The organism is Streptomyces sp. NPDC059564 (genome assembly GCF_042735575.1).
In the GTDB taxonomy this organism is placed as follows: Bacteria; Actinomycetota; Actinomycetes; order Streptomycetales; family Streptomycetaceae; genus Streptomyces.
This window is the reverse complement of record NZ_JBHWBP010000078.1, coordinates 1-20,553: the sequence shown is the minus strand read 5'-3', so window position 1 is coordinate 20,553 and position 20,553 is coordinate 1. Positions and strand designations below refer to the sequence as shown.

The following is a 20,553-nucleotide window of genomic DNA, read 5'->3' as shown; positions in this document are numbered from 1 at the left end:
ATTCTGCGGCCGAACCGGATCGTTATCCTCAAGTTTTACTCAGATCTAGTGACGCTGCGCCCGTCACCTTCCTAGCTTCCTCATACACGTGCCACAACGCCCGCGCGGTTGCACGTGCCCCGACCCGCGAGTTTCCCCCCGTGGTTCCGTGTTCCCGAGGAAAGAGTGCAGCACATGAAGGTTCCCAAGGCCGGTGCGGTCGCCGCAGTGATCGCCCTCGCCGCCACCGCCTCCGGCTGTGGTGGTGAAGCCCCGAAGGAGCCCCTCTCCGTCGGCATCAAGTTCGACCAGCCGGGCATCGGCATGCGCGAGCCCGACGGCACCTTCACCGGTTTCGACGTCGACGTGGCCACGTACATCGCGAAGGAGCTCGGCTACAAGCCGAACGAGATCGAGTTCAAGCAGGTGTACAGCTCCGACCGCGAGCTGCTGATCCAGTACAACGAGGTCCAGTTCGTCGCCGCCAGCTACTCGATCAACGCCAAGCGGCAGGAGAAGGTCGACTTCGCCGGTCCGTACTTCGTCGCCCACCAGGACCTGCTGGTCCGCGCCGACGACGCGACGATCACCAAGGCCGAGGACCTCAACACCAAGAAGCTGTGCTCGGTGACGGGCTCCACCTCCGCCGACAACGTCAAGAACACCCTCGCCCCCAAGGCGAGCGTGCTGGAGCTCGGCGGCTACTCGGAGTGCCTGGTCGCCCTCCAGGACGGTCTCGTCGACGCCATGACCACCGACAACTCGATCCTCGCCGGGTACGCGGCCCGCAAGGGCAACGAGCGCAAGTTCAAGCTGGTCGGACTGCGGCTGAGCAACGAGAACTACGGCATCGGCGTCAAGAAGGGCAACAACGAGCTCCAGCGCAAGATCAACACGGCGCTCACCAAGATGGTCTCGGACGGCTCCTGGGAGGCGGCCGTGAAGAAGAACTTCGGCCAGGCCAACTACAAGTACGAGCCGGCGCCGCAGGTCACCACGGGCAACTGACGCTCGCCGACGCGGTGGCGGGCCGGACCGGCCGGCGTCGAAGCGGGCGTTGGCCACGTCGTCGACGAACGCCGTCCCGGCGGCGGCCCGGGGCGTCGCCGGGACCCGCCCGTCCGCCGCGTCGATCACCCGGACCAGGCCACCGGCGCCGCCCGCCACGAGCAGCCGGCCCCGGGAGTCCGGCTTCAGCCCGACGGAGGCGGAGCCCCGGGCGGGGCCCCGGGCGGGGGTGAGGACCCGGCCGGAGCCTGTGGCGAGGTCGGCGCGGTGGACGGAGCCGTCGATCAGCGGGCCCGCGTACGCGACGCCGCGCGCGGAGACCGCGAAGGTTCCCCTTCCCCCGTTCAGCGGGTGCGGCCCAGCTCCTGGAACCCCTCCGTGAAGCGCGCGAACAGCCGGGCGAACTCGGCGCGCTCGCCCTCCGACCAGTCCGCCGTCACCCGTTCCACCACCGAGCGCCGGAACGCGTGCGCCTCGTCCAGCGCCGCGCGGCCCGCCGGGGTGACGGCCAGGGGCGCGCGGCGGCCGTCCGTCTGGTCGGCGCCGCGCCGGACCCAGCCCGCCTCCACCGCCGCCGTCACCAGGCGGCTCGCCCGGGGCTGGTCGACCCGCAGGGCGTCGGCCACCGCCCGTACACCGACGGCCTCGCCCGCCTCCTCGGCCGCTTCCACCACGTCCAGGACGTCGAACGCGGGGCCGCCGCCGCTCGCGCCACCGGTCCCGGAGAGCCGCGACAGGGTGCGCCGGGTGACGCTCCGCCGCATCGTGACCATGGCCCGTTCGATCCGCGCGACGTCCGCGGGAACGCCCGTACTCCCGCCGGCCTTGCCCATGGCCCACCTCCAGATACATACTCACCTACAACTACTTGTAACTCTACAACTTCCACGGGAAGGGCAGGCGGCCATGACCACCCCGTCGCGGCTCAAGCCGATCGGCTACTACCTCAAGCACCTCGACGCCCTGCTCGACCAGGAGTTCGACCGGGCCCTCGGCGAGAGCGGCCTCGGCCGCCGCCACTGGCAGGTCCTGCACGTCCTCGTCACCGACGGCCCGCACGACTCCGCGACCCTCACCGCACGGCTGCGCCCCTTCTGGGACCAGGACGCGATCAGCCTCTACGAGGTCACCTCGGACCTGACCTCCCGGGGCTGGATCACCCACGAGGCGGAGGCCGGCACCTACGCGGCCACCCCCGCCGGAGAGCGGGGCCACACCGAGGCCGAGCGGGTCGTCACGGCCACCCGGAGCCGGGTGACGGCCGGCGTCACGGACGCGGAGTACGCCGCCACCGTCACCACCCTCGCCCGCATGTGCGACAACCTCGGGAGCGTCGGCTGACCGTTACGCCAGCGGCGCCTTGGCCCGCAGCACCGTGAGGAACTCCCGCATCCAGGCGGGGTGGTCGGGCCATGCCCGGGCGGAGACGAGGGTGCCGTCGACCACCGCCTCGGCGTCCTCGAACTCGGCCCCCGCGGCCTTCATGTCCGGCTCCAGCGCGGGATAGGCGGTGACCCGGCGCCCGCCCAGGGCCCCGCTCGCGGCGGTGATCAGCGGCCCGTGGCAGATCTGGGCGATCGGCTTGTCGGCCCCGGCGAAGGCGGCCAGGATCCGCCGCACCTCGGGATCGTTGCGCAGGTACTCCGGCGCCCGGCCGCCCGGGACGACCACGGCCGCGTACTCCTCGGGGACCACCTCGGCGAAGGCCAGGTCGGCCGGCCAGGTGTAGCCGGGCTTCTCCGTGTAGGTGTCGAAGCCCTCCTCGAAGTCGTGCACGACGAAGCGCAGCTTCTTGCGCGAGGGAGCCGCGACGTGCACCTCGTACCCCTCCTCGCGCAGGCGCTGGTAGGGGTAGAGGACCTCGAGCGATTCCGCCGCGTCGCCGGTCACGATGAGGATCTTCACTGCCATGGGCTGCTCCCGGTTGGGATGTTCACGGTCGCCTCGGCCCCGCCGGGGCAACCGCTACCGTGCCCGAGCCGCCCGGACGCCAAACCCCCAAGATCCGCGCTCCCGACACATGGCCTTCACCTGTACGGCACATGACAATGTGACCCTCGCTCTGCCACCTGACACCCCGCCAACTGCCATGGTGGGGACGGTGCCTGTGGAGAGGTGTCCCCCACGTCATGAGAATCTCCCGTACCACCCCCTGGGCCGCGGCGGTCGCGGCCGCCGCGCTGTTCCTCGTACCGGCCACCGCCTCGGCGGGCCAGCGGTCCTCGACGGTTCCCCACACCGCCGCCGCCCCGGCCGCCTCCGTCGACGACTACTACGCGGCCGCCCAGGGCAAGACCGGCGCCGCGCTGAAGACGGCCCTGCACAACATCATCAAGACCCAGTCGAAGGTCTCCTACGACGGCGTGTGGAACGCGCTGAAGGTCACCGACCAGGACCCGGCGAACCCCAACAACGTCATCCTCGTCTACTCCGGCCGCTCCCAGTCCAAGTCGAGCAACGGCGGCGGGGTCAACGACTGGAACCGCGAGCACGTCTGGGCCAAGAGCCACGGCGACTTCGGCACCGCCACCGGCCCGGGCACCGACCTGCACCACCTGCGGCCCGAGGACGTCACGGTCAACAGCACCCGCGGCAACAAGGACTTCGACAAGGGCGGCAGCCCGGTGGCGGAGGCCCCCGGCAGCTTCACCGACGCCGACTCCTTCGAACCGCGCGACGCGGTCAAGGGTGACGTCGCGCGGATGCTGCTGTACATGGCGGTGCGCTACGACGGCGGCGACGGCTTCGCGGACCTCGAGGTCAACGACAAGGTCAACAACGGCAGCGCCCCCGCCATCGGCCGGATCAGCGTGCTGAAGCAGTGGAACCAGCAGGACCCGCCGGACGCCTTCGAGCAGCGACGCAACCAGGTCATATTCGACACCTACCAGCACAACCGCAACCCGTTCATCGACCACCCGGAGTGGGTCAACTCCATCTGGTAGCCGACGGCGCCTGCGCGGTTGGCGCGGGCCAGGACGGGTATGCGCAGCCCAGAGGCTGCGCTCCGCGCCCGGCGGCGGCAGCCGACGGAGGTGCGTCGTCATGGACGGAGCCGGACTGTCCGATCGCGAGCAGCGCGCCCTCTCGGCGATCGAGGCCGACCTGAGGAGCGACCGCTCCCTCGAACGGCTCCTGCGGTCCGCGCACCGCCGCCACCGCACCCTGCTGGCCTGCGCGCTCGGCGTGCTGACCGTGATCCTCCTGATCGCGGCCTCGGTGACCGTGGCGCAGCCCCTGATCTGGGGCTTCGCCGCGGCCTGGACCCTCACCGCCCTCACGGCCCTGCCCCTGATCGCCGAGTGGACCCGCCGCCGCTGGCAGCTGCGCGACCGCACCCCCCGGCCCTGAGCCCCCGGCGCGGCTGCGCGTCCAGGGGCGGCGGGCGGTGGTGACGGACGCCCGCGCGCCCCGGCCCGGGCCTCAGCCGGCCGTGGAGAACCTCCACTGCTGGTTCGCGTCGTTCACGTCACGGCAGGTCCACTGGTGGATCTTCGCGCCGTCGTCCTTGGACCAGCCCTCGACGTCCATGCACTTGTTGCTGTTCCGGTTGACGAGCTTGAACGTGCTCCCGTCGCCCACGCCCACGATGCGCCAGTCCTGGCTGGGGCCGTTGTAGCAGTCCCACTGGTGGATCTTGGCGCCGTCCGCGTAGGACGGGCCTTCGACGTCCAGGCACTTCTTGCTGTTGTAGTTGATCAGCTTCCAGTACCCGGCGAACGGGGACCTCTGGAACGTCCACCGCTGGTTGGCGTCGTTGTCGAAGCGGCAGCTCCACTGGTGGACGGCCGCGCCGTTGTCCTTGGACCACCCCTCGACGTCGGCGCACTTCGCCGAGTTGACGCTGACCAGCTTGGCCGGGACGTTCGGCGGGTCCGGGGCGACGGCCCCCGTCGCCGGTGCGGCCGCCGTCCCGGCCAGTGCGAGGGTGAACACCACGGTGACCATCGACTTGCGCATGCGCTCTCCCCATGTCCGCGTTCTCGGGAGCCGGTTCGGCCCGAACTCCCGGACGAACGTAGCGAGCGCACACCGGTCGTCGGCATCCCGCGAGCGGGTGACACCTCACCCTCGTGACCAGGAGAAACGATCCCACCCGGGCTTTCCCGGACCCCTGGATACGCGGGTTCACCCGAACGGCGGCACGGCGGCCCGCCCGCCGCGTTCTAGGGGAGGTAGACCTCGTCCAGGGTGTCGATGAAGCCGTCCGCGCGCAGGTGGTAGCGGAAGGGGAGGCCCGCGTCGGGGTGGGTGTCCAGCCAGGAGATGAGTTCGTGGAGGGTGACCGGCTTGCTCTCCGAGCCCGTGATGACCGGAGCCGTCGCGGTGATCTTGGCGGTCTCCGCGATCGGGATGAAGGTCTCGGTGCCCACCGGCTCGAAGTGCGCGCCGGCGGAGCCCGGGGCCGCGCAGCCCCAGTTCCCGTGCTTGACGATCAGGTTGTGGTCGCCGCCTTCGGGCGTGTAGCGGTACAGGGCGATCAGGTCGGGCGCGATCGGCATCTTGTGGTCGCAGGTGGCGGTGGGGGCCGCGGTGGGCTTCTTCGCCGCCGGGGTGGCGGTCGCGGTCGCCGAGGGCTTCGCCGCGGACTTCACGGGTGAGGGGAGGGCGGAGGCCGCGGGGCCGGAGGCGGTGGCCGCCGGGGTCGGTGCGGTGCCCGGGTTCTTGCCCGGCGCGTCCGGGCCGTCGCCGCCCCGGCATGCCGTCAGGGCCAGCATCCCGCACACCGCGAGGGCGGCCAGGGCCGCCTGTCCGCGGGCCCGTCTCCGGCTGCGCACCGTGCTCATGGTCGTCTCCCTCTGCCAGGTTCCAGCGTCGCGTCGCGTCAACGTAGCGCGCGGAATCCGGCCAGGGTGATGGCCTGAACATGGTCGTCACAGCTCCGGGATCGCGTTGTTGCGGATCCCGGACGTCCGCTCAGCCGAGACGGTCGGCGAGGGCCTTGAACCCGGTCCAGGGAGCCTGCGGGGGGCGGGCGTCCCACACCTTCTGGGAGAGGGCCGCCAGCGGCAGGCGGATGCCCGCGGCCACCTGGTCCTGGGTCTGCGCACCGGCCAGGTCGCACCAGACGGCGAGCCGGGCGCCGAGGATCTGCGCGTCGTGGCCGGCCGGGACGGCGGTGGTGCCGCGCAGCACGCGCGGGGTCCACTCCTCGTAGATCCGCCGCCCGGTGGGGTACGTGAACTGGTTCGGCTGGCCGAGCACGTAGTACAGGTACTCGTCGTTGAGGTTGACGACCTTGCGGCCCGCGCTCAGGTATTCCAGCGGCGGCCGGGCGCCGATCTCCTTGCCGGTCCAGTACTCGGCCTGGATGTCCGGGGCCGCGGTGGCGACGCCGCCCTTGAAGAACCCGTCGTTCCACGCCTTGAGGGCCTTGCCGGACGGACGGACCACCGCCGCGCGGTCGTTGAGCCAGCCCGTCGCCAGGTCCTGGACCCGGGCCGTGGGGCCGTAGCGGGCGCGGGCGGCGGCCGCGAGCCCGGGGAAGGAGGCCTGCGGGTCGCGGACGACCAGGGCCTGGTACTCGTCGGCGCCCAGGTGCCAGGCCCCCGCCGGGAACAGCGGCAGGAACTCGCGCAGCAGCTCGTCCACGAGGCGGGCGGACGCCGGGTTGGATATGTCGACCGCTCCCTTGACGGCCCGGCCCTGTACGTCGCGCAGCTGGAGGTCGGGGTGGGCGCGCAGCACCGCGCCGAGGTGTCCGGGCGAGTCGATCTCGGGGACGACCGCGATGTGCAGCCGGGCGGCGAGGGCGGTGATCCCGCGCACCTCGGCCTTGGTGAGGTGCGGGGTGGAGACGATCTCGGGGTGGGTGTCGGACTGGATGCGGAAGGCCTGGTCGTCCGAGAAGTGCAGGCCCAGCTGGTTGAGCTTGAGGTCGGCCATCTCGCGCAGCCGGTCCTGTATCCAGGTGGGGGTGAAGTTCTTGCGCGCGATGTCGAGGTTGAGTCCGCGCTGGGGTTTGGCCGGAGCGTCCTCGACCGTGCCCTCGGGGGCCGAACCGGCCCCGCGTATCTCCTGTTTGAGGGTGCGGGTGCCGTAGAAGACGCCCGCCTCGTCGGGGCCGGTGATCCGGACCCGGCCGTCCTCGACGGTGAGGGTGTACGACTCGGGCGGGCCGGAGCCCTTCGCCCCGAGGGCGAGCTGGACGTCGCCGGCCTGGGGCTGCGCCGATTCGGCGTAGCCGAGCTTCAGTTCACCGGCGAGCAGTTTCGCCTCGTCGGACAGGGCCGCGCTGTCGGCGGGCGCTACGACGACCCGCGCGGCGGGCGCGGGCTTCCAGCCGGGGCCGCGGGCGGGCCGGTGTTCCCGTACGGCCGGGACGGTGCGCGGGGCCGTGGAGAGCGGGTACGCCGGGGTCGGGGGCGGGGCGGCGGGAGTGGCGACGACCGGGGGTGTGGCGGAGCCGGCGGGCGCGGTCGGGGTGCCTGCGGCGCCCGTGGTGCCGGCCCGGGAAGGCTGCTCGGCTCCGGAGCAGGCCGGTACGGCGAGGGCGACCAGTGCGGCGGCCGCTGCCGTCGTCATGGTCCGGCCCCGCCGGAGTCTCCTCGTCCGCTGCCGCATGGTGCACCCGTGTCCCGACGCCGTGTCCCCCGTACCAACCTGGCACGGGGGACACGGGGGCGCGACCCGGGGGCGTCCCGGGCCGGGGCTCAGGCCAGGGCGTCGAGCGCGGCGGCGGCGAAGCCGTGGTCCTGCTCGGGGGCGCCGCCGCCGACGCCGATCGCCCCGACGAGGCGGCCGTCGCGGTGGACGGGGAGGCCGCCCGCGATGAAGAGCAGGGGCCGGTCCAGGGCGGTGGGCAGGGTGTGGAAGGGGCCGCCCGGCTGGACGGCGTCGACGAGGTCGGCCGTGGGGGCGTTCAGCTGGAGGGCGGTGAAGGCCTTGCGGGTGCTGGTCTCGCCGGAGATCAGGACGGCGCGGTCGTCGCGGCGGAAGGCCAGCGGGTGGCCGCCCGCGTCGAGGACGCTGACGCTGACCGTGACCCCGGCGGCTTCGGCGGCGGCCGTGGCGGTGGCGACGAGCAGCTCGGCGTCCTGGGTGGTCAGCGGGGCGACGGCGGTACGGGGGGCGGTGGTGGTGCTGGACATGCGGGGCTCCTGGAGAGGTGGAGGGGTGGGCAGGGGGTCAGTGGTGGGCGGGGACGGGCTCGGGGGCGGGGGCGCCGGCGGTGACGACCCGGCTCCCGGCCGCGCGTCGTCCCGTACGGCGCTCCAGCGCGCCGGAGACGAGGGCGAGGACGAGGGCGGAGGCGGCCAGTGCCGCGCCGACCCAGTTCGGGGCGGTCCAGCCGAGGCCGGCGGCGATCACGAGGCCGCCGAGCCAGGCGGCGAGGGCGTTGCCGAGGTTGAAGGCGCCGATGTTGACGGCGGAGGCCAGGGTGGGGGCTCCGGCGGCCTGGTCGAGGACCCGCTTCTGCAGCGGGGGGACGGTCGCGAAGCCGAGGGCGCCGATGAGGAAGAGCGTGACGGCGGCGCCGGCCTCGGTGTGGGCGGTGACGGTGAACAGGGCCAGTACGACGGCCAGCGCGCCCAGGCTCGTGTACAGCATCGGCATCAGGGCCCGGTCCGCGAACCGGCCGCCGACGAGGTTGCCGGCGACCATGCCGAGGCCGAGGAGGACGAGCAGCCAGGTCACGGAGGTGTCGGCGAAACCGGCGACGTTGGTCATCATCGGGGTGATGTAGGTGATGGCGGCGAAGACCCCGCCGAAGCCGAGGACGGTCATCCCCATCGCGAGCAGCACCTGGACGTTGCGGAACGCCGCGACCTCGTGCCGGATCCGGACTCCTTCGGGGCGCGGGAGGTCGGGGACCAGCCGGGCGATGCCGAGCAGGCCGAGGACGCCGAGCGCGGCGACGATCAGGAAGGTGACGCGCCAGCCGAGGGTCTGTCCGACGAGGGTGCCGAGCGGGACGCCGACGACGTTGGCCACGGTCAGGCCGGTGAACATCATGGCGATCGCGCCCGCCTTCTTGTCCGGGGCGACGAGTTCGGCGGCGACGACCGCGCCGATGCCGAAGAAGGCGCCGTGGGCCAGGGAGGCGACCACGCGGCCCGCGAGCATCACGCCGAAGGCGGGGGCGAGCGCGGAGAGCACGTTGCCGACGATGAAGAGGCCCATGAGCAGCATCAGCATCCGCTTGCGGGGGACGCGGGTGCCGAGGACGGTCATCAGCGGGGCGCCGAGGACGACGCCGAGGGCGTAGCCGGTGACGAGGAAGCCGGCGGTCGGGATGGAGACGCCGTATCCGGCGGCGACCTCGGGGAGCAGGCCCATGATCACGAACTCGGTGGTGCCGATCCCGAAGGCCCCGATGGCGAGGGCGAGGAGCGCGAGAGGCATGAGGGAGGTGCCCTTCAGGGGTGCGAGGGGGGTGGGGGAGGCAGTGGGCCGCAGGATCTTGCGATCGCCGTTTGCCTTCGTCCACATTAATTGCAGACGCGGGATATATGCAAGCGCGGGCTATTGCACGAGTGGCCTATCCTGGCGGTACGCACAGTGGGACCGGATCGAAGGACCGGCACGGAAACGACGGAGGAGCCCATGACGGCCACCGACAGCGCACTGACGGGCCTGGCCCAGGGCTGGTGCGCCCTCTCCCTCCTGCACGGCCGGATCGAGGCGCACATCGAGCGCGCCCTCCAGGCGGGACACGGGCTGAGCGTGCGCGAGTACTCGCTGCTGGACGTGCTCAGCCGCCAGCACGGCGGGCCGGGCGGGCACCTGCGGATGAACCAGGTCGCGGAGTCGGTGGTGCTCAGCCAGAGCGCGACGACCCGGCTGGTCAGCAGGCTGGAGGACCGCGGGCTGCTGAACCGCTACATCTGCGACACCGACCGCCGGGGCATCTACACCGACGTGAGCGAGGCGGGCCTGGCCCTGCTGGCCGAGGCCCGCCCCACGAACGACACGGCCCTGCGCGAGGCCCTCGACGAGGCCGCCCGCAGGCCGGAACTCGCCCCCCTGGTGGCGGCGGTGGAGAACACCCGCTAAGGAGTGTGCGGGATCGGCGAGGCCGACGGGCCGCCGGTGGGCGGCGCCTGGGACGGGGTGGCCGAGCCCGTGACCGGGCCGCCGGGGACCGCCGTCGGCGGGGCCGTACGGGGCGGGCGCGAGGGCGCGAGCGAAGCGCCGGACGTCGGGTCCGCGGACCCCGCCCGGGACGGCGTGACCGACGGCGCGGGCGGCGGCGACACGGAGGCCGAGGGCCGCGGGCCCGGCTGCGCGGAACCCGACGGCGCGGGCGAGGGGAACTCGGGGGGCGCGGCGGGCGGCACCGGCCGCGGCCGCACCGGGTCCGGGCCGCCGAGTACGAGGTATCCGGCGAGGGCGGCCGCCGCCAGGCCGGACAGCCCCGCGAGGGTCCACGTCGAGCGCCGCACCCAGGGCGTGCGCAGGGACAGCCGCCGCAGGTGCGGGCCCGGCGGGTCGGCGGGCCGCAGCGTCACCACGGTGACCTCCTCCGCCCGGGCCTTCAGGGCCTGCCGGAGCAGCCGCTCCACGGGGCGTTCTCCGTCGGGCGTGGTACCCGTGGAACCGGTCATACCCGTCCCTCCAGAATCCGTTCGAGCGCGTCCAGGGCGCGGCTCGCGTTCGATTTCACCGCACCCCGGCTGATGCCGAGCGTGTCGGCGATCTCCGCCTCGCTGAGGTCGGCCCAGTAGCGCAGCACCAGCACCTGGCGGCGGCGCGGGGTCAGCCCGCGGAGCGCGGCCAGCACCTCGCGGTGCGCCTCGTCCAGCACGACGGAGGCCTCGGCGGAGGGGATGTCGGCCGTCACCGGCGGGATCCAGGCCCGGGCGGTGCGCCTGCGGCGCAGGACGGAGCGCGAGGTGTTCACGACGGCCGTGCGCAGGTAGCCCAGGGCGTTGTCCACCTCCGTGATCTCCTCTCCGTAGCGCCGGTACAGGGCGGTGAAGGCGTCCTGTACGACGTCCTCGGCGGTGGCCGGGTCGTCGACGAGGAGCACCGCCAGCCGGACCATGCCGAGGCGGTGCGCGTGGTACAGCTCGCTGACGGTGGGCGGGCGCGGGGGCGCGTACGGGGCGCCGTCCGCGCCGGCGGGGTGGGCGTGGCCGTAGGTGTACGCGTACCGGGGCGCGTACGGGCCGCCGCCGGGCCCGGCGGCGGGGGGCGCGGACCGCTCACGGCGCGCGAACCACCGCCACAAGCCCCGCCACGCCCGGGTGAACCCGGGCGTGAGGGGGCTGATGGTCGGTGCGAGGTCGAGCACGGGTGTCCTCAGCTGCTGGTGCGCCGCCGCACGGTGTACAGGGCTCCGGCCCCGACGGCGACGAGCCCGGCGGCCCCGCCGCCGAGTGCGACGGTGGTCGCGGAAGAGCCAGTATGCGCGAGCTCGTTCCCGCCGGGTGCGGCGGAGGGCTCGCCCGTGCCGGGGGCCGCCGACGGGGAAGCGCTGCCGCCGCCCGGACCGGTCGGCACGACGGACGGGGCGCCGGACGGGACCGCGGTCGGCGCCGCGGAGACGGACGGGCTCGGCTTCCCGGTGGCGGGCGCGGTGCTGGGGGATGCGGAGGGCGCGGCGGAGGGCACGGCGGTCGGGGCGGCGGACGGCGTCGCACTGGCGGCGGGCGCCGACACGCCGGAAGCCCCCTGCGCGGCGAACGCCGGGCCGCCGAGGGCGACGACCGCCCCGGCGGCCGCGACGACGGCGACGCGGCGGGCGGACAGGGGAACGCGCTTCAGGTTCTTCACGGTGGTTCTCCACGGTCGGGTCGAGGGCGCGGATCTTCGCCCTTCACCCCTCCACGACGTGCGAGTCCCCGATCGGTTGCCGCCGTTTCCGAAAAACTTTTCGCCGGGCCCGCCGGCCCCCGCTCACCGCTGTCGCGGCGGCCCGGCCGGCGGCCACGGGACCTCTTCCAGCAGCGGCAGCAGCGTCTCCTCCTCGTGGTCGAGGTGGGCCGTGAGCTCCGTGCTCATCCGCCCCAGCTCGGTGCGGAAACGCTCGGGTTCGGCGATGGCCAGGCCGCCCAGCAGGGCCACCAGCTCGTCCTGGATCCGCGCGACCGTGCGGTGTTCCTCCCGCAGCCGCTCGAACGTGCCCGCCAGGTGCGGGTGGTGGGCGGCGATCCCGGGGAAGAGGTGCGCGTCCTCGCTGGTGTGGTGGAACTCCAGCGTCCGGCAGAAGGCCAGGCAGCGCTGGCGGATCTGCGGTCCGAGCCCGGGCGCGGGCGGCTCGCCCGGCCCGCTGTGCGCGGCCCGGGCCGCGAAGTGGGCCTCGGTCTCGGCGCTGACGTGGCGGAGCTGGGCCCGCAGCCAGGTGTGGACCTCCAGGAGCTTCCCCGCGAGGGTGCGCACCTCGCCGGGGCCCTGCCACCCGTCGGGTTCGGCCGGTTCGAGGACGACGACGGGCAGGAGCCGCGAGGTGCGGGCCTGGTAGTCCCCGTAGCCGGGTGCGGCGTCCAGGATCCGCGCGAGGAGTTCCTCGCGCCGGGCCCCCTCGGCCGGTACGGCGAGCGCCGCGAAGGTGTCGGCGCCGAGCTCCACGTCCACCTGGGGGTGGGCGAGCAGGTTGTGGTACCAGTCCGGGTGGTGGGGCGAGCCGAGGTGGGAGGCGACGATCAGCAGCGCCCCGCGGTGGCGGACGTAGCCCAGCGGCGTCGTGCGCCGGGCGCCCGATCGGGCGCCGGTGGTGGTCAGCAGGAGCAGGTCGGAGCCCTCGAAGGGGCCGCCGACGCGGCCCGCGTTGGCGCGGAACTCGTCGATGACGGACTGGTTGAAGGAAGTGGGCACGGTTTCTTCTCCGGAGCATGAGGCGGCACACCGCCGCCCGGCGTCCGACGGGCCGCGCGGGCGCGGGAGTTGCCGGTTCGGGGGTGTGCGGAGGAAGACGTACGGACGTCCGTACGCGGTGGGGGTGCGGCGGAGCCGACGGGGGGCGAGCCGGTGGTGCGCGGCTGCCGCTCTACGTCAACTGCGGGGCGCGGAGTGCGAACTCATGGCGGTCCCCATGGGTGAAGGGTGATCCGCCCGACTGCCGGCCGGCCCACTGCTCTTTGGCCGGCGTCACGCGACACCGCGACCCATTACACGCAGTCGGGGCCGCGATGTCAACGCCCGTGATCTTGCGTCCGCTTCGCCGTCAGGCCAGCTCCCGCAGGGCCCGCCCCAGCAGGGCCACGCCCTCCTCGACCTCGCTCACCGGGCCCGCCGCGTAGCCCAGGACCAGGCCGGGCGGGCCGGGGCGGACCCGGTGCCAGGACAGCGGGTGGGCCTTCACGCCGAGGCCGAGGGCGGCCGAGGCCAGGGCCGTGTCCTCGAAGGAGGCTCCGTCGAAGGTGACCATCAGGTGCAGGCCGGCCGCCGCGCCGTGGACGCGGGCTCCGGGCAGTGCGTCGGCGATGGCGCGCAGCATCGCGTCCCGGCGGCGGCGGTGACGGCGGCGCACGAACCGCAGGTGGCGTTCGAGTTCGCCCGATTCCATCAGCCGGGCGAGGACGAGCTGGGCGAGGACCGGGTTGCCGAGGTCGGCGTGGCGTTTGGCGGCGGTCACCGGCTCGCGCAGGCGCCGCGGGACCAGCAGCCAGCCCAGCCTCAGGGCGGGCGCGAGCAGCTTGGACACGCTCCCGGCGTAGCAGACCCCGTCGGGGAACAGCGCCCGCAGGGCGGGGACGGGGGCGCGGTCGTAGCGGTGTTCGGCGTCGTAGTCGTCCTCAATGACCAGTCCTCCGGCGGCGGCCCAGTCCAGCAGGTCGCGGCGGCGTTCGCCGTCGAGGACGACCCCGGCCGGGAACTGGTGCGCCGGGGTCAGCAGCGCGGCCCGCGCCCCGCTGGCCCGCAGCGCGGTCACGTCCATCCCGGCTTCGTCCACGGGTACCCCTACGGTGTCCAGCCCGGCGAACTCCAGCTGCCGACGCGCTCCGAGCGAGCCGGGGTCCTCCACCGCCACCCGGCGCACACCCTGCCCGGGCAGCACCCCCGCGAGCAGCCAGAGGGCCTGCGCGACCCCGGCGACCACGATCACCTCGGCCGGATCGGCGCGGATCCCCCGGTTGCGGGCCAGCCATCCGGCGACGGCCCCGCGCAGGGCGGGGGCGCCCTGGGGGTCTCCGTAGCCGAAGTCGGCGGGGGTGAGGGAGGCCAGGACCCGGCGCTCGGCCTGGAGCCAGGCGGTGCGCGGGAAGGCGGTGAGGTCCGGGACTCCGGGCGAGAGGTCGATGCGGCACGGGACGGCCCGGAGCGCGTCCACGAGCCCGCCCCGGGGGAAGGCTGCCGGGGCCGCGGGAGCCCGCCGCGGGGCGGCGACGACCACAGTCCCGGCCCGGCCGCGGCCCGCCACCTGGCCGGTCTCGGCGAGGCGCTGGTAGGCCTCGGTAACCAGGCCGCGGGAGACGCGGAGTTCGGCGGCGAGGACCCGGCCGGCGGGCAGGCGGCTGCCGACGGGCAGGGTGCCGTCGGCGATGGCGGCGCGCAGCCGGTCGGCGAGCCACTCGGTGCGGCCGCCGGGCGGGGCCTGGCCGATGTCGAGCTGGAGGAAGTCGGAGCCGCTTTTGGACCCCTGGCCGGTGTCATCTTTGGACCTGCTCACCGGACCATTGTGGCCCCAGGCTGGACCGCATGAGCACCTCCACGAGCACCTCCTCCCCCACCGCACGCTCCGCGAAGGAGTCCACCGCCCTGCGGGACCTGGCCCCCGGTGTCATCGGGATGGCGCTGGTCGGCAGCAGCGTGACCGTGTCGCGGTCGCTGGTCGACGCCCCGCTGTTCGCCTCGCAGGCGGTCCGGTACGCGGCCGCCGCCCTGATCCTGGTCCTGCTGGCCCGGGCCGCCCGGGTGCCGCTGGTGCGGCCGCGGGGCCGGGAGTGGCTGTGGCTGGCCGGGATCGCGGCCACCGGGCTGGTGCTGTTCAACGTGGCCGTCGTACGGGGCGTCGCGCATGCCGAGCCGGCCGTGATCGCCGTCGCGGTGGCCTCCGTACCGGTCCTGCTGGGGGTGGTCGGGCCGCTGCTGGAGGGGCGCCGGCCCAGCCGCCGGGTGCTGCTGGCGGCGCCGGTGGTGGTGGCGGGCGCGGTGCTGGTCGAGGGGACCGGGCGCACCGACGCCGCCGGAGTGGGGTGGGCGGCGCTGGCCCTGGCCTGCGAGGCGGGGTTCACACTGCTCGCGGTGCCGGTGCTGGGGCGGCACGGCGCGTGGGGGGTGTCCGTGCACGCGGTGTGGCTGGGGGCGGTGATGCTGGCCGGGCTCGCGGTGGTCACGGGACGGCCCTCGGCCGGGCTGGCGGCCATGACCGCGAGACAGTGGGGGGCCGTCGGGTACCTGGCGGTGCTGGTGACGGCGGTGGCCTTCCTGCTCTGGTACCGCACGGTGGCCGCCGTGGGCTCCGGCCGGGCGGGGCTGCTGACGGGGGTGGCGCCGCTCGCGGCGGCGGGCGGCGGGATCGTCACCGGCGGGGGCGCGCCCGGCCCGGCGGTGTGGCTGGGCCTGGCGGTGGTGCTGGCCGGCCTGGCCCTCGGCCTGCGCGGCGGCGGGACCCCCGGGGCCTGAGCGGCCCGTTGGGTGATCCCCGCCCCTTGAGGGGGTCCCGCGCCGTGGATCACAATCCGCAGATGCCGACGCCCCCGTACAGCAGTTGGATGCGGTACTTCTCCCCCACCGCCCATCACCGCCGCCTCGGCCTGGTCTGTCTCGGCGTGGGCGTGCAGCAGGGGCCGCTGCCGGTGGTCGGGCCGCGGGTGCTGGACCACCACGTGGCGGTCGTCGTGACCCGGGGCCGGGGCTGGTTCGGCCACGGCGGGCGGCCGCCGCAGCCGGTGACGGCGCCCGCGCTGCTGTGGCTGGTGCCCGGGGTGGAACACCACTACGGCCCCGATCCGGCGGGCGGCGGCTGGGACGAGTGCTTCGTGGACTTCGCGGGGCCCGCCGTGGAGGCGTACACCGACCTCGGCTACGTGACCCCCGACCGGCCGCTGGTACCGCTGAGCGGGACGGCGGGGGTGCAGCACGTGGTCGACGGGATCGTCCGCTCCGCCCGGCGCGGCGGCCCGCTGCTGGAGGTGGAGGCGGCCGCGGCCGTGCACGCCCTGCTGGTGGCCCTGCGCTACGCCCGCGCCGGGGTGTCCCCGCACGGGGACGCCGTGATGGACGCCCTGACCCGGGACGCGCTGCTGCCGATCCCGGTCGCCGAGCACGCCGCCCGGCTGGGGATGGGACTGCCGGAGCTGCGCGGGGCGGTGCGGCGCAGCACCGGTGAGGGGGTCAAGGAGTACCTCCTCGGGATCAGGCTGAGCCGGGCGAAGGAGCTGCTGGCCCGGACCGACCTGCCGGTCGCCGGGGTCGCCCGGCGGGTCGGTTACGAGGATCCGGCGTACTTCAGCCGGCTGTTCAGCCGCCGGGTCGGGATGCCCCCGGTCCGTTTCCGGGCCCAGCAGTCGGTGCGGGGTCCGGTGCGGTGACCGCCCGGGCGGGCCGCCGGGCGTAGCAGAAGAGGTGTTCCTCGGGGCCGGCGAGGGGGTCGGCGGGCCGGAAGGACGCGGTGTGGTGGTGGAGGACCTCCAGGCCGTGGGCGGCGAGCCGGCGCAGGTGTTCCTCCGTGGAGAGGCTGCTGACGGTGACCGGGTGGCCCATCCACTCGATGTCGAGGCCCCGGATGTCCCCGGGCACCGTGGCCAGCACGAAGTAGCCGCCCGGGGCGACCCAGGAGGCCATCCGCTCCAGGGCCGCCGCGACCTCCGGCTGGTCCATGACCAGCAGCGGGAAGAAGGAGCACACGGCGTCGTACCCGCCCGGGCCGGGCGGCGTGTACGTGCGCACGTCGGCCTGTTCGAAGCGGGCGCCCGGGACCCGGCTGCGGGCGGCCTCGACCATGGCCGCCGAGACGTCGATGCCGGTCACCTCGCAGCCGGCCCGTACGAGCCGGTCGGCGGTGGGGCGGCCGGTGCCGCTGCCGACGTCGAGCACGCGGGCCCCGCGCGGGAGCCGTTCCGCGAGCCAGTCGACGGCCTCGATCTGTCCGGGTACCTCTCCGAACAGTTCCTCGTAGCGCTCCCCCAGCGCGTCGAACACCTCTGCCGCTGACTCGCGTCGGTCCATGACCCTCGCCCTCCTCGTCCCGGAACGCCACCGTACCTAGGGAGCCCGGTAGCCGACGGTGAGTTCGGCGAGCGAGGTCCAGGGGTTGCCGTTCACCTCCCGGGTGACCCTGAGCTTCACGTAGCGGGCGGCCCGGGGGGTGAGGGCCGCGTCCTGCTGAGCCGTGGTGTCGGCGAAGGTGCCGGAGGCGGCCGGGGAGCCCCAGGTGGCGCCGTCGGTCGAGGTGAACACCTGGTAGTCGGCGATGCGTCCGTTGCTCTGCGTCTGGCGGGGCAGGCAGTGCAGGGCGGAGACGTCGTAGGTGGCGCCCAGGTCGACGGTGATCTCGTGGGGCATCGGGGCGGTGGCCGCGTACCACTGGGTGTGCCAGAGGGTGGAGGCGTTGCCGTCGAGGACGTTCGCGGCGCTGCCGTTCTCCCCGGCCGTCTCCTGGCTGTCGACGGCGGTGACCTTCATCCGGCCCTGCGGGACGATGAGTTCACCGCCTCCCGCCGGTCCGAGGTCGTCGACGGTGAGGTCGTCGAGGATCAGGTCGGCCTCGTTGTGGGAGTCCTCCGCGGTGGTCTTCCGTACGCCGATCCAGGCGTCGGCCCCGGCGGTGAAGGTCGTGGTGAAGGCGGTGGCCGTGCGGGCCTGGCCGAGGGCGGTGGCGCTCTCGGTGGTGCCGGAGCCGGTGATGAACCGGTAGTCCCCGGCGAAGCCGTTCTCGTACCGGAATCCCACCGTGTACGCGTGCCCCTGGGTCAGCCTCAGGGTCTGCGGCAGGGTGCGGTAGACCAGGCCGGTGCGTTCCTCGTGGGACTTGAGGGAGTTCCGCCCGCCGATCACGTCGTCGACGAGCTTCCCGTTCCATCCGGCCTGCGTGTAGGGCGCGTTGCGCTGCGCGACGTGCGTACGGGGGTCCGTGGCCGAGCCGCCGGCGCCACCGAAGACGAAGGGACCCCAGCCGGCGTCGGCGTTCTCGAAGTCCTCGGCGTAGGTGTGGCCGGCGAGCGGGGTGCGGGCGGAGCGGACCACGCGGACGTCGTCCAGGTAGGCGGCGGCGGGTCCGGCGGCGGCCGACAGCCTGAGGGTGGCGGCGGACTGGCCGGCGGGCACGTCGAAGAGCACCTTCATCCGCTGCATCTTCGTGCCGTTCTTCTCGCTGCCGCCGAGGTTGTTCGTCAGCGGCGACGAGTCGGCGTACACGGAGGCGGCGGAGCCGCCCGCCGGGGTGACGGTGAGGGTGGTGGCGCGTCCGGCGGGGGTGGAGACCCAGACGGAGGCGGAGTACGTGCCGGGGGCGAGGCCGGTCAGCTGCTGGGAGACGGCGGGGGTGGTGGAGGGGGCGAAGGTCAGCTCGTTCTGACCGGCGGCGTTGCGGGTGACGGCCGCGCCGGTCCCGGTGACGGTCCAGGCGGCGAGGTCGCCCGCGGTGAAGGAGGGGTCCTTGACGGGGGTGCCCTCGCCCCAGTGCGGGGCGGGCTGCGCGGGCGCGGCGCCGTCGGTGACCACGTAGGCGGTGCGGGCGGTGGCGTTGAGGGTGACCGTGCCGCCGGGGGCGACGGGCAGGTCGCCGACGAGGACGCGGCCGGTGTCGGTGAGCCGGTACAGCTTGGGCGCGGTCCAGCCGGCCGGGAGGGTCCAGGTGGTGGATCCGCCCGCGTCGTTCCAGTGGTAGAGCTTGCCGTCGCGCGGCAGGAGGTAGGCGGAGCCGTCGAGGACGGTGCGGCCGCCGGTGGTGATCCTGCGGGTACCGCCCGCGGTGGTGACGGTGGTGCCGTTGGCGAGGGTGACCGTGTCGGCGGTCCACTTCACGATCGGGGATTCCTGGAGGTACTTGGTCGGCAGGTCGACGCCGAAGGTGGTGTTCAGGAAGGCGGGGTAGTCCTTCTTCCCCTGCCAGCCCTCGTAGGCGGTGAGTTCGGCGCCGCCCAGGAGCGGGTTGCGGGCGATCCAGTCGTCCTTGGTGTGGTTGGCGATGAAGCGGACGATGGTGGAGTTGATGCCCTTGAGGTCGCTGCCGCCGTAGTCGACGTCTGCGGCCCAGTGGTGCCAGAGGGACTGTTCGGTGAGGGTGTTGGGGAATTCCGTGGCGAGCTGGAAGCCGAGTCCGGAGATCTCGCGCTGGAGCTTGCGCGAGACGTAGCCGTCGCCGTACCAGACGTCGACGTAGAGGAAGTCCAGCCCGGGGGCGGCCGCCTTGAGGTCCTGGAGCCGCCCCAGGCGCTCGCCGGTCTGGCCGTCCTTCCGCGTGTCCACGTAGTACGACTGGTCGAGCCAGTCCCAGCCGAGGCCGCCGCTCTGGTGGGCGGGGTCGAAGGTGGCGGAGACGGGGTACTCCTCGGTGGCGTTGATGTGCACGCCGAAGTCGGCGTTGTAGGCGTGGCCGGCGGTGGTGAGGGTGTTCAGGTCCGCGGCGCCGCCCAGCTTGGTGCCGATGTTCTTGTAGTCCATGTGGGCGCTGTCGTGGCCCTCGGAGGCGTAGCCCTTCAGCAGGACGAACTGGCCCAGGCCGTCGGTGGCCAGGCTGACCCGCTTGGTCTCGTCGAGGGTCTGGGCGAAGGGGTGGGTGGCCTGGGAGGCGAAGTTGAAGGGGATCCGCTGGACGACCCGGTTCGCGGTGTCCTGCCAGCCGGTGGGCGGGGTCCAGATGTCCCGGTAGGCGACGGCGGCGTCCTGCCAGTCGACGACGGAGTCCGCGTTGCGGTCGGCGGTGATCGCGACGCGGGCGTACGGCAGGGGCTCGGTGTCGCCGTCGGCGGCGCCCTGGGCCCGGTGGAGCCAGGCCCCGCTCCACAGTCCGGCGCGGCGGTAGGCGCCCTTGTCGGTGACGCGCTTGCTGATCCGGCCGTTCTCGCGGGCGGTGCCGCCGGAGGGGGCGTCGTAGAGGGAGTTCGAGTCGATGGCGGCCGCCAGCCGGCCCGTGTTGACGAGCCCGTACATGACGGTGGTGGCGGCCGGGTCCACGGGGGTGGAGGCGGTGACCGGGGTGAAGGTGTCCCCGGTGCCGGTCGTGGCGGTGTGCATGGCGGCCGTGGACAGCGCGGCGCCGGGCTGGTCGCTGCGGACGCTGACGAGGGTGTGGTCCGGGATCGCGAAGCTGCGTACGCGCAGGGCGGGGGTGTCCTCGATGGCGGTGACCTTGAACTCGACCACCGAACCGGCCACCGAGATACGGGATCTGACGCTCACTCCGCCGAAGGCCAGCACGTAGTCCACGCCCGAGGCCGAGGGCGTGGAGGTCACGGCCGGGGTGTAGGAGGTGCCGTTCACCAGGACCGTGCTCAGCGGGTCCTCGTTGCCGCCCAGGACGTCGCCGGTGGCGCGCCGGGTGTAGGAGATCACGCGGGGGAAGGAGCCGTCGACGCTGACGGACAGCTCGGGCGAGGTGATCGTCACGGCGGCGGCGGCCGGGGCCGCGGACACCGGACCGGACACGACGAGGGTGGCGATGAGACCGGCGACCGCGGCTGCGGCCGGCCAGAGGGGGGTGCGCATCGGGCCTCCGGGAGTCGGGCTTCCTTGCAC

The 20,553-nt window shown here is 74.0% G+C and carries 21 protein-coding genes; 7 read left to right on the top strand and 14 right to left on the bottom strand.

Annotated features, from left to right (window positions below; translation table 11 throughout):
- Window positions 1-174 precede the first annotated feature (174 nt).
- The gene (locus tag ACFV0Q_RS16235; protein WP_385005691.1) at window positions 175-987 is read left to right on the top strand and encodes a glutamate ABC transporter substrate-binding protein; all 813 of its coding nucleotides are present in this window, start codon (window positions 175-177) and stop codon (window positions 985-987) included.
- A 344-nt stretch (window positions 988-1,331) separates the two neighbouring features.
- Here ACFV0Q_RS16235 and ACFV0Q_RS16230 read toward each other — a convergent pair whose 3' ends face one another.
- Window positions 1,332-1,820, bottom strand: a complete 489-nt coding sequence (locus tag ACFV0Q_RS16230) for a MarR family winged helix-turn-helix transcriptional regulator (protein WP_385005689.1) — start codon at window positions 1,818-1,820, stop codon at window positions 1,332-1,334.
- Window positions 1,821-1,893: 73 nt separating this feature from the next.
- Here ACFV0Q_RS16230 and ACFV0Q_RS16225 point away from each other — a divergent pair, with 73 nt between their 5' ends.
- Entirely contained in the window at window positions 1,894-2,328 is a 435-nt protein-coding gene (locus ACFV0Q_RS16225) for a MarR family winged helix-turn-helix transcriptional regulator (RefSeq protein WP_385005687.1), read from the top strand.
- Window positions 2,329-2,331: 3 nt separating this feature from the next.
- On the opposite strand, the gene ACFV0Q_RS16220 is transcribed toward ACFV0Q_RS16225, so the two are convergent.
- Window positions 2,332-2,898 carry a DJ-1/PfpI family protein gene (locus ACFV0Q_RS16220; RefSeq protein WP_385005685.1) on the bottom strand — a complete coding sequence of 189 codons (567 nt, stop codon included), beginning with the start codon at window positions 2,896-2,898 and terminating at the stop codon, window positions 2,332-2,334.
- Between the two features lie 218 nt (window positions 2,899-3,116).
- Between ACFV0Q_RS16220 and ACFV0Q_RS16215 the strand changes: the two genes are divergently transcribed.
- Window positions 3,117-3,932, top strand: coding sequence for an endonuclease I family protein (locus tag ACFV0Q_RS16215; RefSeq protein WP_385005683.1), 816 nt, complete (start codon window positions 3,117-3,119; stop codon window positions 3,930-3,932).
- A gap of 100 nt (window positions 3,933-4,032) precedes the next feature.
- Window positions 4,033-4,338 (top strand): DUF3040 domain-containing protein, encoded by a 306-nt coding sequence (locus ACFV0Q_RS16210; RefSeq protein ID WP_385005681.1) that lies wholly within the window; start codon window positions 4,033-4,035, stop codon window positions 4,336-4,338.
- 72 nt (window positions 4,339-4,410) lie between these two features.
- On the opposite strand, the gene ACFV0Q_RS16205 is transcribed toward ACFV0Q_RS16210, so the two are convergent.
- The 5 genes from ACFV0Q_RS16205 to ACFV0Q_RS16185 all read right to left on the bottom strand — a co-directional run bounded on the left by ACFV0Q_RS16205 (window position 4,411) and on the right by ACFV0Q_RS16185 (window position 9,333).
- The gene (locus tag ACFV0Q_RS16205) at window positions 4,411-4,947 is read right to left on the bottom strand and encodes an RICIN domain-containing protein (RefSeq protein WP_385005679.1); all 537 of its coding nucleotides are present in this window, start codon (window positions 4,945-4,947) and stop codon (window positions 4,411-4,413) included.
- Between the two features lie 206 nt (window positions 4,948-5,153).
- On the bottom strand, window positions 5,154-5,774 hold the full coding sequence (locus ACFV0Q_RS16200) for a hypothetical protein (RefSeq protein ID WP_385005677.1): 621 nt from the start codon (window positions 5,772-5,774) through the stop codon (window positions 5,154-5,156).
- A gap of 130 nt (window positions 5,775-5,904) precedes the next feature.
- Window positions 5,905-7,512 carry a glycoside hydrolase family 20 protein gene (locus tag ACFV0Q_RS16195; RefSeq protein ID WP_385005675.1) on the bottom strand — a complete coding sequence of 536 codons (1,608 nt, stop codon included), beginning with the start codon at window positions 7,510-7,512 and terminating at the stop codon, window positions 5,905-5,907.
- Between the two features lie 128 nt (window positions 7,513-7,640).
- Complete coding sequence (locus ACFV0Q_RS16190; protein WP_385005673.1) at window positions 7,641-8,078, bottom strand: heme-binding protein; 438 nt, start codon at window positions 8,076-8,078, stop codon at window positions 7,641-7,643.
- Between the two features lie 37 nt (window positions 8,079-8,115).
- Window positions 8,116-9,333, bottom strand: coding sequence for an MFS transporter (locus ACFV0Q_RS16185; protein WP_385005671.1), 1,218 nt, complete (start codon window positions 9,331-9,333; stop codon window positions 8,116-8,118).
- A 201-nt stretch (window positions 9,334-9,534) separates the two neighbouring features.
- On the opposite strand from ACFV0Q_RS16185, the gene ACFV0Q_RS16180 reads away from it, so the two are divergent.
- On the top strand, window positions 9,535-9,984 hold the full coding sequence (locus ACFV0Q_RS16180; protein ID WP_385005669.1) for a MarR family winged helix-turn-helix transcriptional regulator: 450 nt from the start codon (window positions 9,535-9,537) through the stop codon (window positions 9,982-9,984).
- Here ACFV0Q_RS16180 and ACFV0Q_RS16175 read toward each other — a convergent pair.
- From ACFV0Q_RS16175 to ACFV0Q_RS16155, 5 genes are all read right to left on the bottom strand, one after another.
- On the bottom strand, window positions 9,981-10,535 hold the full coding sequence (locus tag ACFV0Q_RS16175; protein ID WP_385005667.1) for a hypothetical protein: 555 nt from the start codon (window positions 10,533-10,535) through the stop codon (window positions 9,981-9,983). The genes ACFV0Q_RS16180 and ACFV0Q_RS16175 overlap by 4 nt on opposite strands.
- Window positions 10,532-11,224, bottom strand: a complete 693-nt coding sequence (locus ACFV0Q_RS16170) for an RNA polymerase sigma factor (RefSeq protein WP_385005665.1) — start codon at window positions 11,222-11,224, stop codon at window positions 10,532-10,534. Before ACFV0Q_RS16170 ends, ACFV0Q_RS16175 begins: the two co-directional genes overlap by 4 nt.
- Before the next feature lie 8 nt (window positions 11,225-11,232).
- Window positions 11,233-11,706 (bottom strand): LAETG motif-containing sortase-dependent surface protein, encoded by a 474-nt coding sequence (locus ACFV0Q_RS16165; protein ID WP_385005663.1) that lies wholly within the window; start codon window positions 11,704-11,706, stop codon window positions 11,233-11,235.
- A gap of 123 nt (window positions 11,707-11,829) precedes the next feature.
- A complete protein-coding gene (locus tag ACFV0Q_RS16160; protein WP_385005661.1) occupies window positions 11,830-12,747 on the bottom strand; it encodes a nitroreductase/quinone reductase family protein in 918 nt (305 codons plus the stop codon).
- Window positions 12,748-13,096: 349 nt separating this feature from the next.
- Window positions 13,097-14,542 (bottom strand): PLP-dependent aminotransferase family protein, encoded by a 1,446-nt coding sequence (locus ACFV0Q_RS16155; RefSeq protein ID WP_385005659.1) that lies wholly within the window; start codon window positions 14,540-14,542, stop codon window positions 13,097-13,099.
- Window positions 14,543-14,571: 29 nt separating this feature from the next.
- Here ACFV0Q_RS16155 and ACFV0Q_RS16150 point away from each other — a divergent pair, with 29 nt between their 5' ends.
- Both ACFV0Q_RS16150 and ACFV0Q_RS16145 read left to right on the top strand, forming a co-directional pair.
- Window positions 14,572-15,498, top strand: a complete 927-nt coding sequence (locus ACFV0Q_RS16150; protein WP_385005657.1) for a DMT family transporter — start codon at window positions 14,572-14,574, stop codon at window positions 15,496-15,498.
- Between the two features lie 62 nt (window positions 15,499-15,560).
- Window positions 15,561-16,406, top strand: a complete 846-nt coding sequence (locus ACFV0Q_RS16145) for a helix-turn-helix domain-containing protein (protein ID WP_385005655.1) — start codon at window positions 15,561-15,563, stop codon at window positions 16,404-16,406.
- Here the strand turns inward: ACFV0Q_RS16145 and ACFV0Q_RS16140 are convergent.
- A complete protein-coding gene (locus ACFV0Q_RS16140) occupies window positions 16,336-17,043 on the bottom strand; it encodes a class I SAM-dependent methyltransferase (protein ID WP_385005653.1) in 708 nt (235 codons plus the stop codon). The two genes, ACFV0Q_RS16145 and ACFV0Q_RS16140, sit on opposite strands and share 71 nt — an antisense overlap.
- Window positions 17,044-17,079: 36 nt before the next feature.
- Window positions 17,080-20,523 carry an endo-alpha-N-acetylgalactosaminidase family protein gene (locus ACFV0Q_RS16135; RefSeq protein WP_385005651.1) on the bottom strand — a complete coding sequence of 1,148 codons (3,444 nt, stop codon included), beginning with the start codon at window positions 20,521-20,523 and terminating at the stop codon, window positions 17,080-17,082.
- Window positions 20,524-20,553: the final 30 nt, after the last annotated feature.